Below are 15,396 nucleotides of genomic sequence, written 5' to 3'. Positions count from 1 at the left end.
ATTTAACTGTATAATTTAATAACAGGGGATTAACCCCTGTTATTTTTAAAGATTTCCTATAGTTGAAACCATTACTGCTTTTATAGTATGCATTCTATTCTCAGCTTCATCAAATACTTTTGAATGTTTAGATCTGAATACCTCATCAGTAACTTCCATTTCCTTTAATCCGAATTTTTCAGATATTTCTTTTCCAACAACAGTCATTTCATCATGGAATGCCGGTAGACAATGTAAGAATATTGCATCATCATTTTCAGTTTTTCTCATCATATCCATATTAACTTGGTAAGGAGTTAATAATTTAATTCTTTCTTCAAACTGATCTTCTTCTCCCATTGAAACCCAAACATCTGTATAAATTACATCTGCACCTTTAACATCATCAACATTTTCAGTTAAAGTTATAGTTGCTCCTGTTTCTTTTGCAGTTTCTTTCATTTCAGCTACTAATTCTTCTGATGGCCATAATGACTTTGGTGCAAGAGCAACAAAATCCATTCCCATTTTAGCAGCACCTATCATTAATGAGTTACCCATATTATTTCTTGCATCTCCAGCATAAACAAATTTAACCTTATTAAGTGGCTTATTTACATGCTCTGTTACTGTTAAAAAGTCAGCAAGTATTTGAGTTGGATGGTATAAATCAGTTAAACCATTCCATACTGAAACTCCACTATGCTTAGCTAATTCTTCAACTGTTTCTTGCTTAAATCCTCTGAATTCTATACCATCATAGAATCTTCCAAGAACTTTTGCAGTATCTTCTATTGATTCTTTTTTGCCCATTTGAGAATTTGTAAGGAAAGTTACATTTGCCCCTTCGTCAAAAGCAGCAACTTCAAATGCACATCTAGTTCTTGTTGAATTTTTTTCGAATAATAATACTACATTTTTTCCTTCTAATAAATTACCCTTTATTCCTGCTCTTTTTTTGTTTTTTAAATCTCTAGATAAATCTAGCATATATCTTATTTCTTCTGGTGTAAAATCCTTTAATGTTATGAAGTGTCTTCCTCTTAAATTTACTGGCATTGTAAATTCCTCCTTTTGAATTTATTAATTTATAGTTTACATTTATTTTTTATTTTAAGCTTTCTCTAACAAGTGGCATTGACATACATCTTGGGCCTCCACGACCACGAGATAATTCTGAAGATGGCATAATATGTAGTTTTACACCATTTGCTTGAAGCAATTTATTTGTAACATGGTTTCTAGAGTAAACTACAACTTCTCCAGGAGCAATTGCAAGTGTATTAGATCCATCATTCCACTGCTCTCTTCCTGCATCTATCATATTTCCTCCACCACATCTAATTAATGTAACGTTATCAAGTTCTAAGTACTTTTCAAGTATATTTTTAAGCTCCATAGTTTCTTTTTCTATTATTATATCTTCTGGAGTTGAACCTTTTCTTATAGAATAAACAGTTAATGGTCCTTCTATTTCTGGATGTATAGTAAATTTATCATAATCAACCATTGTAAATACTGTGTCAAGATGCATAAAAGCTCTTTTCTTTGGTATATCAAACGCAAGAACTACCTCAAATTTTTCATCTTTTTCAAATATTCTTCTAGCTAATTTTTCAACAGATGCTCCATCTGTTCTTTCAGATACTCCAACTGCAATTACCTTATCACTAAGTATAAGTTCATCTCCACCTTCTATTGCAGTATCTTCTGTTCTGTCATACCATAAAGGTATATTTGCATCTTTATATTCAGGGTGATATTTAAATATGTATTTAGCAAATAAAGTTTCTCTATTTCTTGTTACTGTTCTCATATGATTTAATGATACTCCACCACCTATTGTTGCAAATGGATCTCTTGTAAAATAAAGGTTTGGCATTGGATCTGCTATAAATGGATAATCTGATTCAATCATATCAGCTAGTGAAGTTTTCTTATAATTTTTTATTTCTTCTTTTTTAATACCTTCCATCATCTTATCTACCATTTCTCTATTACTAGAAAAACTTAAAAGGTATTCTTTTACTGCCCCTCTTTTATGTTTACTTTTTATAGAAGCTTCTGCAATAAATTCATCTATAAATTGGTTCTTTATATCTTCATTAGTAATAGACTCAGCAGCTAAATCTTCTAAATAAACTACTTCTACTCCATTATTTCTAAGTATATTTGCAAATTCATCATGTTCTTGTCTTGCAATTTCTAAATAAGGAATATCATCAAATAATAATCTATCCATTAAATCAGGAGTTAAATTTTCTATTTCCTTTCCTGGTCTGTGTAAAAGAACTTTTTTAAGTCTTCCAATTTCTGAATATGTTTGTAAAACGTTTTCATTATTCATATATCTCACCCCTATCGATTTTTTGACTACTCTAAAGTAATGTGCTTCCTAAAATCAATTTTAATAACTTTTCGTTTTTAACTACTCAGGTAGTTATTGACCACACCCTCAGTATAGCTCTTCGACTTAATATTGTCAAACATTTTTCTAACTTTTTTCTTTTTTTATATTTTTTTATATTTTTTGCATACATATTGTAGACATATCTAGTGTTTTTAATTATAATTTAACTTAAATTGATAATATTTTAGCTCAAACTAACATCTAATTGATTTAATTCAAATTTATGTAAAAATGGATTTAGATATTTTTTTAACATAATTAGATGAAAAAAGGGGTGATATTTATAAATATAGATAAAAAAATTCGTCTACTCACTAACCCGGTGACTCATGTCGCCAACGATCCTCACAGGCTCCGTTGCTCAAAAATAGTTTCAAGTTTAGCTTTTTCAATCAGTTATCCACAAAACGGTTTATAGTTTAACAAACTAAATAAATATTATAAGGAGGTCTTTCAAATGAAAAAGAAGTTTAAAATGCCAAGTGCATTCACTATCCTATTTGCAATAATAATAGTAGTAGCAGTTTTAACTCATATTATACCTGCGGGTAATTATGAATATACTGCTGAAGAAACTCCAATTCCAGGAACATATCATACTGTTGACCCAACACCTCAAGGAATTCCAGAAGTTATAATGTCTCCAATAAATGGATTCCAAGGTGCTATAGACGTTGCCTTATTCGTTATAATAATAGGTGGATTTTTAGGAGTTGTTATGAAAACTGGAGCTATTGATGCTGGAATAGCTAGGGTTGTACATAATCTAAAAGGTAGAGAAAGATTTATGATTCCAATCCTAATGATTTTATTTGGTCTTGGTGGAACAAGTTATGGTATGGCAGAAGAAACAATTGCATTTTATCCTTTAATAATACCTGTATTTATTGCAGCAGGATATGATTCAATAACTGCAGTAGCTGTTATAATGTTAGGAGCAGGTGTTGGAGTTTTAGGATCTACTGTAAATCCTTTTGCTACTGGTATAGCATCAGGTTTTGCAAATGTTTCTTTAGGACAAGGTATAGGACTTAGATTTTTAATATTAGTAGCTTGTGAAGCCGTAGCTATTATATATGTAATGAAATATGCTAAAAAAGTAAAGAAAGACCCTTCAAAGTCAATCGTATATGATCAATTTGAAGATAATAAAAAACATTTCCTTGCTCAAGAAGATGAAAATGACTTCCCTGAATTAACTGGAAAAAGAAAAGGTATACTTGCTTTATTCTCAGCAACTTTTATATTCATGATTTATAGTGTTATTCCATTTGAAGATATAGGTGTTTCTCTTCCGAGTTTAGGTTGGTGGTTTGGAGAACTTGCTGCACTATTCATGGTTTCATCTATTATAATAGGCTTAGTTGGTGGAATGAAGGAAGAGGAATTAGTTGGATCTTTTGTTGAGGGTGCACGTGATTTATTAGGTGTTGCATTAATAATAGGTTTATCTCGTGGTATAACTGTTGTAATGAATGCTGGTAATATGACTGATACAGTTTTAAGCCTTGGAGAGCACACTCTTTCAGGATTAAGTTCAGTAGCATTTACTATACTTACTTATTTATTCTATATACCAATGTCATTCTTAATTCCTTCAACGTCTGGACTTGCAACTCTTTCAATGCCAATAATGGCTCCTCTTGGAGATTTTGCTGGTATTTCAAGAGATATTGTAATTACTGCTTACCAATCTGCATCTGGTATAGTAAACTTACTAACTCCTACAAGTGCAGTTGTTATGGGAGGACTTGCTATTGCTAGAGTCTCTTATGATAAATGGTTAAAATTTGCTTGGAAGCTAGTAGCAATTTTAATGGTAGTTGTTATGATTGCTTTAGGCTTAGGTGCTATGATTTAATTAAATAAATTTTAAAAGGACTTTTCATATTGAAAAGTCCTTTTAAAATTAGACTCTTATACATTCTATAAACTCATCTATGTTTTTACTAGGTGGAACTATTGGATAAACTCCAAAATCTTTATCTATATTGCACTCTATCAACACAGGCTCTTTTCCTATCTCACAATCACTTAAAACTTTATCTAGCTTATCAATAGAATCCACACTATATCCCTTAATTCCGTATACATTAGATAGCAATCTATAATTAATATCAAAATCATTATCTGTTTGGGCATATCTTTTATCACAGAATAAATCTTGCCATTGCCTTACCATTCCAAGTGTTCTATTATTTAAAAGAACTATTATAACTGGGAGCCTATATTTTGCTATAGTTAACAATTCATTACAATTCATATTAAAACTTCCATCGCCAGTAACTAACATAACTTGTTTGTCTTTATTGGCAACTTGTGCGCCAATACTTGCTCCAAGGCCAAATCCCATAGTTCCAAGACCACCAGATGTTATAAATTGTCTATCATTTTTAAATTTAAAATACTGTGCAGTCCATAATTGATGTTGACCTACATCTGTTGCTACTAATACATCTTTGTCTAATTTTTTATTTAATAATTCAAATATGTTTCTAGGATGAAATAGTTCTTTATCAATTCTATATTTTGATTTGTAGTTTTCAATATCATTTTTCCAATGTGTATTATCCTTAGCAGATATATCTTTAGTAAGGTTTTGTAGTATTTTCTTTACATCTCCTACAAGATGATACTGAGATTTTTTGTTTTTATTCATCTCAGTAATATCTACATCTATATGTATTATATTAGCTTTAGGTGCAAATCCTTTAGAATTCCCTATAACTCTGTCACTAAATCTCGCCCCTACCGCTATTATTAAATCGCTATTTGTTACAGCTAAATTATTTTCTCTAAATCCATGCATTCCTACAAGTCCAAGAGATAATTCACATTCTCTATCTATACTTCCAAGCCCCATCAAAGTATTTACAACAGGAGAATCTAACTTATTTGCAAAAGAATTTAACTCTTTGCTAGCATTTGCTATTTTAATCCCTCCGCCTGCATATATAATAGGTTTTTTAGACTCATTTATTATCTTTACTACTTCTGTTAAATCTATATCGTCTTCGTGTTCTTCAGTTTTATAATCATCTAAAATATCAGATAACTCTTCTCTATATTCTGCTAAAAATATATCCTTTGGTATATCTATAAGTACAGGTCCTGGTCTTCCTGTAGTAGCAACCTTAAATGCTTCTTCAACTATTTTAGATATATCATCTACATTTCTAACTAAATAGTTGTGCTTGGTTATAGACATAGTAACTCCTGTTATATCTATCTCTTGAAAAGAATCTTTGCCTAATAATGTTGTTGGAACTTGACCTGTTATTACAACAAGTGGAACTGAGTCCATAAAAGCTGTTGCAATTCCAGTTACAGTATTAGTAGCTCCAGGGCCTGATGTTGCAATACATACTCCTACCTTTTTGCTACTTCTTGCATATCCATCAGCTGCATGTATTGCCCCTTGTTCATGAGCAGTTCTTGTATGATTAAAATATCCATATTCATATAATTCATCGTAAAATGGAATAACAGCTCCTCCCGGATATCCGAATAGTGTATCTACACCCTGTTTTTTTAGACAATCAAGCAATAATCTAGCTCCGTTCATAATTTATCTCCTTTTATTAATTATTTAAATACATACAGCCCCTTTTGAAGCACTTTGGACTATCTTTGAATACTTCTGAAAATAACCATTATAATTTCTAGTCTTTATGTTCAAGTTTTCTCTTCTTCTATTTAATTCTTCATTATCTACTTTAAGCTCTATAATTCCTTTATCTATATCAATACTTATCAAATCATTATCTTTAACTAAACCTATAATTCCTCCATCTATAGCTTCAGGACAAACATGGCCTATTGCCGCTCCTTTAGTTCCTCCAGAGAATCTACCATCCGTTATAAGTGATACACTCTCATCAAGTCCCATTCCAACTAATGATGATGTAGGTGTTAGCATTTCTCTCATTCCAGGACCTCCTTTTGGGCCTTCATATCGTATTACTACTACATCTCCCTTTTCTATTTTTCCCCCTAGAATACTTTCAACAGCCTCTTCTTCACTATCAAATACTTTTGCAGTAGATACTGTTTTCATCATATTGTCTTTAACAGCAGACTTTTTAACAACTGCACCTTCAGGAGCTAAATTACCAAACAATACCTTTATTCCACCATCTTCACTAAAAGGATTATCTATATCTCTTATAACTTCACTATCCTTTTTATCTTTTAATCTATTTTTTAGATTTTTTAAACTTACTGTAGGTACATCTAAATTAATTAAACCTTTCTTTGATAATTCATTCATCACGGCTAAAACTCCACCTGCATTATCAAGATCTTCTATATGATAATTTCCAGCAGGACTTAGTTTGCAAAGATTAGGAGTTTTAGAGCTTATGTAATTTATATTATCTAAATTAATATCTACTCCAGCTTCATTTGCTATTGCAGTTAAATGAAGAACTGTATTAGTCGAACATCCAAGTGCCATATCCACAGTTAATGCATTTTCAAATGATTTTTTTGTAAGTATATCTCTTGGAAGTATATTGTCTCTTAATAAATGCATTATCTGCATACCAGTCTTTTTAGCAAGTCTTTTTCTACTAGAATATACTGCTGGTATTGTAGCATTTCCATTAAGTGCCATACCCAAAGCTTCTGTCATACAGTTCATAGAATTTGCAGTAAACATTCCAGAACAAGATCCACAGGTTGGACATGCACTTTCCTCTAGGCACTTCAATTCATCTTCTCTCATTTTTTTTGAGCATACCTTACCAACACCTTCGAATACAGTCGTTAAATCTATTTTTTTATTATTAAATCTCCCCGCAAGCATAGGACCTCCACTTACAATAATACTAGGTATATTAATTCTTGCAGCAGCCATTAACATCCCTGGAACCACCTTATCACAGCTAGGTATTAAAACTAATGCATCCAGCCCATGTGCCTTTGCCATTATCTCTATGCTATCTGCTATTATTTCTCTACTAACAAGGGAATACTTCATTCCTTCATGATTCATAGCAATACCATCACATACTGCTATTGATGGAAACTCAAGAGGAGTTCCCCCCTCTATTAAAACTCCTCTTTTTACAGCTTCTGATATCTGTCTAAGTTCAACATGTCCAGGTACTATTTCATTAAACGAATTTACAACTCCAATAAGAGGCTTATCTATTTCTTCATCTGTAAACCCTGCTGCTTTAAGTAGTGATCTATGTGGTGCTTTAGTTATCCCTCTTTTTACTTTATCGCTATTCATATATTCCCCTCCTATCTAGCTATCTCTCTACTTTTCTATCCAAGACATCATACTTCTAAGTTCTTTCCCAACTTCAACTATAGTATGTTCTAGTTCCCTTTGTTTAAATGAATTGAATACTGGTCTATTTAATTTGTTCTCCATTATCCAATCCTTTGCAAAAGCTCCAGTTTGGATTTCTGTTAAAATGCCTTTCATCTCTTCTCTAGTTTTATCTGTTACTATTCTTCTTCCAACCATATAATCTCCATACTCAGCTGTATCACTTATACTGTGTCTCATTTTTTCAAATCCACCTTCATATAAAAGATCTACTATAAGTTTCATTTCATGAAGACATTCAAAATATGCTACTTCCTTTTGATAACCTGCATTAACCAATGTTTCAAATCCAGCCTTTATAAGTTCAGTCACTCCACCACAAAGTACAGCTTGCTCCCCGAACAAATCAGTTTCTGTCTCTTCTTTAAAAGTAGTTTCAAGTACTCCAGCTCTTAATGCTCCTATTCCATAAGAATAACCAAGACCTAATTCTTTAGCGTTTCCTGTATAATCTTGATGCACTGCCAAAAGTGCTGGAACTCCTTTTCCCTCTTGATAAACTCTTCTAACTAAATGTCCTGGTCCTTTAGGTGCTACCATAAATACATCTACATTTTTTGGAGGTACTATCTGGCTAAAGTGTATATTGAATCCATGAGCAAATGCTAGTGCATCTCCTTCATCTAAATTATCCTTAACCTTTTCATCAAATACTTCTTTTTGCTTTGTATCCGGAACTAACATCATAACAACCTGACTAACCTTAACAGCATCCTCAACATTCATAACTTCAAGACCCTCAGTTTTAACCTTATCTCTTGATTTACTTTTCTCATGTAAACCCACAACCACATCAACACCACTATCTTTTAAATTAAGTGCATGTGCATGACCTTGACTTCCATACCCTAAAACAGCAACTTTTTTTCCCTCAAATAACTCTAAACCAGAATCCTTTTCATAATACATTTTACTCATCTTAATCTCCCCTTTTCTATATAACCGTTATTTCTTTAACATCTGCAAGCTTAGATATTTGCTTAACAACACTTCCAGTCAAACTATCATCATATACAACTATATCCAAATCTATATGACTACTCTGAGATTTCATATTAATTTCTTTTATACTAAATTCTTTTCTTCTAAGAACGCTAGTTACTCTTACAAAAGAATCTATTCCCTGATTTAATCTCGCACAAACTCTACTTTCCATAATATACACACCCTTTCTTTTACTAATTCAATCTCAAAAATATTTATATAAAAATATAAGTGATTGCCTTTATATATTTTGTTTTAAAACTTAGGCTTTGATGTTTAGTAATACATAAAAAAATCTTCCGTCTCTATAAATACATATTTTATGTATTTATAGGGACGAAAGATTATATTCGCGGTACCACCCTATTTGCAATTTCAAAAATTGCCTTCTCAATTCAGATCGACCAAAATCAAATACTTTAGTGAATCCTAACCATATATCGGTGGTAACCGTCCTTATTTACTCGAAAATTTCTTTCAACTCGGCAACTCAGGAGTGATCATTATATATTCTATTCAATCCAACTCTCAGCAAATGTTGGTTCTCTGTAATTAAACTCGAATATTTTTGTCTCCATCTTCGTTTTTTAATATTAACTTGTTTTACGTTAATATGAATTATAAACTCTCAAACACTTTATGTCAATTATATTATTTAATTTTTTCGAAAAAAAATATTTTATGAATTTTCTGTATATTAAATTATAGCAAAAGCAATCCAACTTAAGTTAGATTGCTTTCATTTTTTCCATATTTTCAATTATCATAATTTCAATCTCATCTACAGGAAGTGGTTTGCTAAATAAATATCCCTGATACTCTTCACAGTTGAAATTTTTCAGAAGTCTTAATTGATTTTCTTCTTCAACTCCTTCTGCCAATACTTTTAGGTTTAATGCTTTAGCCATATCAATTATAGCTCTTGTAATAGAACTATCTATATTGTCAGTACAAATATTATCTACAAATGATTTATCTATCTTTAATATATCTATTGGGAAATCCTTCAAGTAGCTTAATGATGAATATCCTTTTCCAAAATCATCTAATAGTATTTTTATTTCTTTACTTCTTATTTGTTCTAAAATCTTATACGTATGTTTCTTATCCTTCATAGCCGCCGTTTCTGTAATCTCAATACTTATATGTTCAGATGTAACCCCTGTATTTTTCAATATGTATTCTAATCTATCAAGAAAAGCATTTTCAGAAAATGTTTTTCCAGAAATGTTTACAGAAATATTTGGAGGATTTAAACCTTTGTTCAACCATTTTTTAATTTGCAAACAAGACAACTCTAATATGTGCTCATCTAGTTTTTTAATTAGACCTGTTTCTTCTGCTACTGATATAAAGTTGTTTGGATAAATTAATCCTTTTTCAGGATCCTGCCATCTTACCAAGGCTTCTAATCCAGTAATCTTATTTGTTTTTATATCAAGCTTAGGTTGATAATGAAGAATAAATTCTTTTTTTTCTAATCCAATACTAAGTCTATTTGCAATTTCAAAGTTATTATCCATTTGCTCACTCATTTTATAATTATATAACTCATAAGTATTTCCATTTTTTTCTTTAGCTTTATACATTGCTATATCCGCATTTTTAAATAAAGTTTCTACATCATTTCCATTATTAGGGGATACTGAAATTCCAATACTGCAATTTATATTAAATTCTTTCTCCTTTAACTTAAAAGGTTCGTCAAAAACATTCATTATATTTTGCACAACGTTTATTATTTCTTGTTCTTGATTAATTTCATCTATTATTAATATAAATTCATCTCCACTTGAACGAGCAATTGTATCGTCTTTCTTAATAACATATCTTAATCTATTAGCAATCTCTTTTAGAATATAGTCTCCTACACTATGTCCCAATGAATCATTTATTAACTTAAATTTATCTAAATCTATAAATAAAATCCCTACTTTAGTATTATCCTTTGATGATTTCTCAATAGACTTTGTTAGTTTATCTTCTATAGCTCTTCTATTAAGCAATTTAGTTAATGAATCTGTAAAAGCTAAATATTTCAATTCTTTTAAAAGTATATTTTTTTCATCAATAGCTTTATAAAATCCATATAATATAAATATTATTGATATTACAAAAAATACTTTTTCAAATACTATATCGTACCACTTTGGAAATTGAATAAACTTTACTTCATCAATACAATTACTAAGTACTGAAATAGAATAAATTATACATCCAATACTTAGTGATTTTATTCTAAGTCCTAAAGAAATAATAGTCCCAACTAAAATCATACTAAAACATATTCCTTCAAACATAAAATCTGCAATATCTACATTGAAATCCATATTTACTAGAATAAAGCCTGTTAATGAAAATAATGATACTAAAAAAATAAACATTATTATAATATTTTTTTTGTAATTTTTATTACTCATATATATTCTCCTAATAAAATTTTTGAAAATTTATTATCAAATAAAGTCCTTATTCTTTAATTATACCAAAGCTTAATTAAAAATACCATGTGCCATAGGCTTATCCAAATAATTTACATCATGGTATTTTACTTCTTATTCAGTAAATTTTTTCAAAAGTTCTATTAATAATTTTAACTTTTCATGTGAAATATTTCCCATGAAGGATAACTGAATCCAATTTTTTTCTAATAAATATGAGCTTTCATAGCTAATTAAGTATCCTTTATTCTTTAAAAAATCCCCTATATCCCTAGATTTATATTCTGCTGAAATAGGAATAGTTATTACTGCTGGATTTCCTAGGTATTCATCTACTAAAGGCTTCATTCCAATCTTTTTTAACTCTATTCTTGAATAGTTATTCATTTTTTTAATACTTTTAAATTTTTCTTCCTTATCTAAATTTATCAAAGACGTATATAGAGCATCTACAAGGTTTGAAGAAATAGTATAAGGAATTCCTTCTTTACTTTTATATACATTTAAATCTAAATATCTTGGAATTTTATTTTTAGAGTCTATGAGTTGATTATTATAAAATACCATACTTAAACCACAATAGGATTCTAATCCTTTACCACTAACACAAGATGCTAGATATACTTCACTTAAATCTACTTCAATATTTCCTACAGAGCTTATAGCATCTACACATAAAAATGCTTTTTTTGATTTACAAATTTCACTTATTGATTTTATATCATTTAAAATTCCTGTTGATGTTTCGCAGTGAACCATATAAATCCATCCTATATTTTCGTTTTCATTCAAAATATTTTCAATTTTTTTTAAATCGAATGAATCTCCCCATTGAACCCTATGTTCTTCAAAATTCAAATTAGATCTCTTTGCATGATTAATAAGTCTATCTCCAAACTCTCCATTACTTAAAATTAATCCAGAACCTTCTAAAAGTGATATTTGTGCACAAATTATATCATTAGCTAGAGTACCTGACCCCATAAATATCTCAACATATCTTGCATTTACAAAGTTACATAATTTCTTTTTAAGGTTTGAGAACATGTTCTTAAACTCTTCTGATCTATGAGATATAGGCTTTTTATTAAAAACTCTTTTAACTTTTTCTGATATTTCAACAGGTCCTGGTAAAAAACTGAATTCTTGTTTAGATTTTAATAAATCATTCAAATTATAACTTTCCTTAGTTATATACATAGGTTGAAATTTTGATTTATCATTTCCAACTATAGGACCAAATGGTACGAATCCTATATGCTTGTACAACTTTTGTTGATTTAAAATTCCTGAAATCAAGGCCATATCATATTCTTTTTCTTCTATATACTCCATTACTATTTTTAATAATCCTTTTAATACCATACCCTTTCTGTAATCTTTCTTCACAGATAATAATCTAATCTCACACATTGCTTTAGAACATGGTAGATATGAATCAAGATTTTGTATTTTTTGATCCAAAGAAAAAGGACGTTTGTCTCTAATAGCAATCATTCCTATTAGCTCATTATTTTTTAGAGCTATGAAATATGTATTCTCATCATGGAATTTATCTTTTAAAATCTTACTTTTATTTTGTTTATGTTGGGGTATCTCTTCAACAAATGTTTCATAATTTAATTCATTTATTTTTTCAAATTCAAAATCATATTCAGCTATTTTAAATATTATGGAATTCTTCAATTGTCAACTCTCCTTATATAAATTTATTTGAATCTTAATACATACTCTTGTATATTTTTTTTATGAGCATAAATTATAAATAAAGTAACTAAAATTAAAAATATAACATTTATTAAATTTTCTCCTTTAAGTAAAACTTCTATAGGAAGCAATATATATGCTCCTAATCCGCTAATTTTATAATCTCTTAAAAATATAAATAGTATTAAGAAAGATATCGACATTAATATCAGCAAATTATAATCAAAACATAAAAAAGCTCCTAAACTTACTGCTATTCCCTTACCACCTTTAAATCCTAGTTGTATTGGGAAAATATGCCCTAATACTACTAGTATTAAACAAATTTGAATGACTATGCTTGTTTCTCCTAATAAATATTTACACATTAATAAAGCTAAAAAACCTTTAAAACCATCTCCTAATAAAACTATTAAAAATCCTTTCTTTCCATATAATCTTGAAACATTAGTAGCCCCTGTGCTAAAGCTACCTATATTCCTAATATCTTTTTTATATAAAAATCGTACAAGATAATATCCTGTACTAAAACATCCTAATATATAACTACTTATTATAATAAAAAATACTTTTATATACAAGATATATTCGCTCTCCTTCTCTTATTGAATTATACTTATCCACAATTTTAAGATGATTATAATTTGCTATTCGTTATAAAAAAACACACTCATTTAAATGTTAGTTACTTTTTAGTTAATATTTTACTATAAAACTTAGATTATGATGTTAAAATATACGCCAAGAAAGTTCTTTGTTTGACCGTAAGGGAGTTTAAGAACTTTTAGTATATTTTATAAAGCAGAATCTATAGTTTTATTAAAATATTAACTAAGTATCGGTATTTCAATGAGCGTGTTTTTGGATTAACCAGAAAACTGTAGTTGTAATAAATTATATTTCTCTAGTCCATTATTTTAATTAATTTAAAATCAGTATAATCACATGACACTAAATGATACTCTATATTATTTCGCTCACCTTTAAGCCCCGCCTTAAAAGATTCTGTTCCATGTAGATGTCCATATATAACTCTTTCAACCTTGTATTCTTCATATATCTTAGTAAATTCAGATTCTTCCAGCTTGTCATTAGTAGGTGGATAATGAGTTATGACTATGAATTTATCAAATCCAGCTTTTTTAGCACTATCAAGAGATAATCTAAGTCTTTTAGCTTCTCTTTTATATACCTTTTCATCGTCTTCATCAAATTTCACTTCATTAGGGCAAAGCCATCCTCTAGTTCCACATATAGCATAGTCTCCATATTCATAAAAATTATTTTGAATAAACTTCATATTATCATAGAGTTTATTCAACTTACTTATTGTGCTCCACCAATAGTCATGATTTCCTTTTATTAATATTTTATTTCCTTCAAGTTCATTTATATCATCAAGATCTGGAATAGCTTGATTTAAGTTCATTCCCCAAGAGGTATCTCCAACTATAAGAACAGTATCTCCTTCCCTAACCTTTTTTCTCCAATCATCTATTATTTTATCCTTATGTCCTATCCAATTCTGCCCAAATATATCCATTGGCTTGTCTACTACCTTACCAAAATGCAGATCTCCTATTGCATAAATAGCCAAATTTTATCACTCACCTTCTTTATTTTTAGTACTATTAAAAGTTTTTACTAATTACTTTAAAAAATGTGCTTATAACCGATTTATAAGCACATTTTTCTAGTTTTTATTGTATTTATCTAGTATATAATCTATCTCGCTTCTCAGCGTTATAATTTCTTTTATATCCTCTATATCATTTATCTTATCAAGTCTGCCCTGAAAATCTAAGGCTTTTTCAGTTTCTCCTAGAATATATAGCTTTTTAATACTATCTAATATATCCTTAACTGTAAGAGATTTCATTTCAAACATAACTTGAGCTCTCATTATCTCTTCTCTTATCTCGCTCATTTCTTGGTCAAGTAAAAATGCTGCATCCCCTGCACGTCTTAATCTATTAGCTATATCTTCTGGTATATCCTGTTGATACTTGTATTTTAAAGAATGTTCTATAGTACCCCAAAAATTCATAGCAAGAGTTCTTATTTGAATCTCAGCTAAAATTTCTTTTAATCCCATAGCTGTTTGTATAGGATATTTTATAATTATATGGTAACTTCTATAACCACTATTTTTATAATTTTTTATATAATCTTTTTCATATACCACAGTCATATCTTGTCTGCTATTAATCAAGCTTACAAGACTATATATATCTTCAACAAACTGGCACATAATTCTAATACCAGCTATGTCTTCTATCTTTTCTTCTATTTCATCCATTTCAACATTAAGTTTTTTTGCTTTTGCTATAATAGATGATATTTTTTTTACTCTTCCAGTTACAAATTCTATAGGAGAATATTCTCCATTATTTCTAAGTTCTTTTCTAATATTTTTGAATTTTACTTTTAACTCCTCTACTGCATATTCATATGGAGTTAATATGGTTTTCCATTCTCTTAATTCCATCTGCATCACCCTCTAGCCTGTATTTTCATTATTAGAATTCCCCAAT

Annotated in this window: 12 protein-coding genes and 1 other annotated feature; of the genes, 1 reads left to right on the top strand and 11 read right to left on the bottom strand. The window is 29.4% G+C overall.

Annotated elements, in window-relative coordinates; genetic code table 11:
• Positions 1–45: 45 nt before the first annotated feature.
• Positions 46–1,038, bottom strand: coding sequence for an ornithine carbamoyltransferase (gene argF, locus N4A48_RS05020; protein ID WP_293664728.1), 993 nt, complete (start codon positions 1,036–1,038; stop codon positions 46–48).
• A 49-nt stretch (positions 1,039–1,087) separates the two neighbouring features.
• A complete protein-coding gene (gene arcA, locus N4A48_RS05015) occupies positions 1,088–2,326 on the bottom strand; it encodes an arginine deiminase (RefSeq protein WP_293664727.1) in 1,239 nt (412 codons plus the stop codon).
• Between the two features lie 520 nt (positions 2,327–2,846).
• Between arcA and N4A48_RS05010 the strand changes: the two genes are divergently transcribed.
• A complete protein-coding gene (locus N4A48_RS05010; RefSeq protein ID WP_293664726.1) occupies positions 2,847–4,250 on the top strand; it encodes a YfcC family protein in 1,404 nt (467 codons plus the stop codon).
• Between the two features lie 48 nt (positions 4,251–4,298).
• Here the strand turns inward: N4A48_RS05010 and ilvB are convergent, their stop codons facing one another.
• The 9 genes from ilvB to N4A48_RS04965 all read right to left on the bottom strand — a co-directional run bounded on the left by ilvB (position 4,299) and on the right by N4A48_RS04965 (position 15,350).
• On the bottom strand, positions 4,299–5,954 hold the full coding sequence (gene ilvB, locus N4A48_RS05005; RefSeq protein WP_293664724.1) for a biosynthetic-type acetolactate synthase large subunit: 1,656 nt from the start codon (positions 5,952–5,954) through the stop codon (positions 4,299–4,301).
• Positions 5,955–5,978: 24 nt separating this feature from the next.
• Positions 5,979–7,628: a dihydroxy-acid dehydratase gene (ilvD, locus tag N4A48_RS05000; RefSeq protein WP_293664723.1), complete on the bottom strand. Its 1,650-nt coding sequence runs from the start codon at positions 7,626–7,628 to the stop codon at positions 5,979–5,981.
• A 27-nt stretch (positions 7,629–7,655) separates the two neighbouring features.
• Positions 7,656–8,648: a ketol-acid reductoisomerase gene (ilvC, locus tag N4A48_RS04995; protein ID WP_293664722.1), complete on the bottom strand. Its 993-nt coding sequence runs from the start codon at positions 8,646–8,648 to the stop codon at positions 7,656–7,658.
• A 16-nt stretch (positions 8,649–8,664) separates the two neighbouring features.
• Positions 8,665–8,886: an ACT domain-containing protein gene (locus N4A48_RS04990; RefSeq protein WP_293664721.1), complete on the bottom strand. Its 222-nt coding sequence runs from the start codon at positions 8,884–8,886 to the stop codon at positions 8,665–8,667.
• Between the two features lie 157 nt (positions 8,887–9,043).
• Positions 9,044–9,304: a binding site (T-box leader), on the bottom strand.
• Positions 9,305–9,442: 138 nt separating this feature from the next.
• The gene (locus N4A48_RS04985) at positions 9,443–11,134 is read right to left on the bottom strand and encodes a putative bifunctional diguanylate cyclase/phosphodiesterase (protein ID WP_293664720.1); all 1,692 of its coding nucleotides are present in this window, start codon (positions 11,132–11,134) and stop codon (positions 9,443–9,445) included.
• 135 nt (positions 11,135–11,269) lie between these two features.
• Positions 11,270–12,841 (bottom strand): aminotransferase class V-fold PLP-dependent enzyme, encoded by a 1,572-nt coding sequence (locus tag N4A48_RS04980; RefSeq protein WP_293664719.1) that lies wholly within the window; start codon positions 12,839–12,841, stop codon positions 11,270–11,272.
• Between the two features lie 23 nt (positions 12,842–12,864).
• Positions 12,865–13,443, bottom strand: coding sequence for a glycerol-3-phosphate acyltransferase (locus tag N4A48_RS04975; RefSeq protein WP_293664718.1), 579 nt, complete (start codon positions 13,441–13,443; stop codon positions 12,865–12,867).
• A gap of 323 nt (positions 13,444–13,766) precedes the next feature.
• On the bottom strand, positions 13,767–14,459 hold the full coding sequence (locus N4A48_RS04970) for a metallophosphoesterase (RefSeq protein WP_293664717.1): 693 nt from the start codon (positions 14,457–14,459) through the stop codon (positions 13,767–13,769).
• A gap of 96 nt (positions 14,460–14,555) precedes the next feature.
• Entirely contained in the window at positions 14,556–15,350 is a 795-nt protein-coding gene (locus tag N4A48_RS04965; RefSeq protein ID WP_293664716.1) for a GTP pyrophosphokinase, read from the bottom strand.
• Between the last annotated feature and the right edge of the window lie 46 nt (positions 15,351–15,396).

It is taken from the genome of Tepidibacter sp. (assembly GCF_025210165.1).
In the GTDB taxonomy this organism is placed as follows: domain Bacteria; phylum Bacillota; class Clostridia; order Peptostreptococcales; family Peptostreptococcaceae; genus Tepidibacter_A.
Note: the sequence above shows the minus strand (reverse complement) of the source record. Positions and strands in the feature narration are given on the sequence as shown.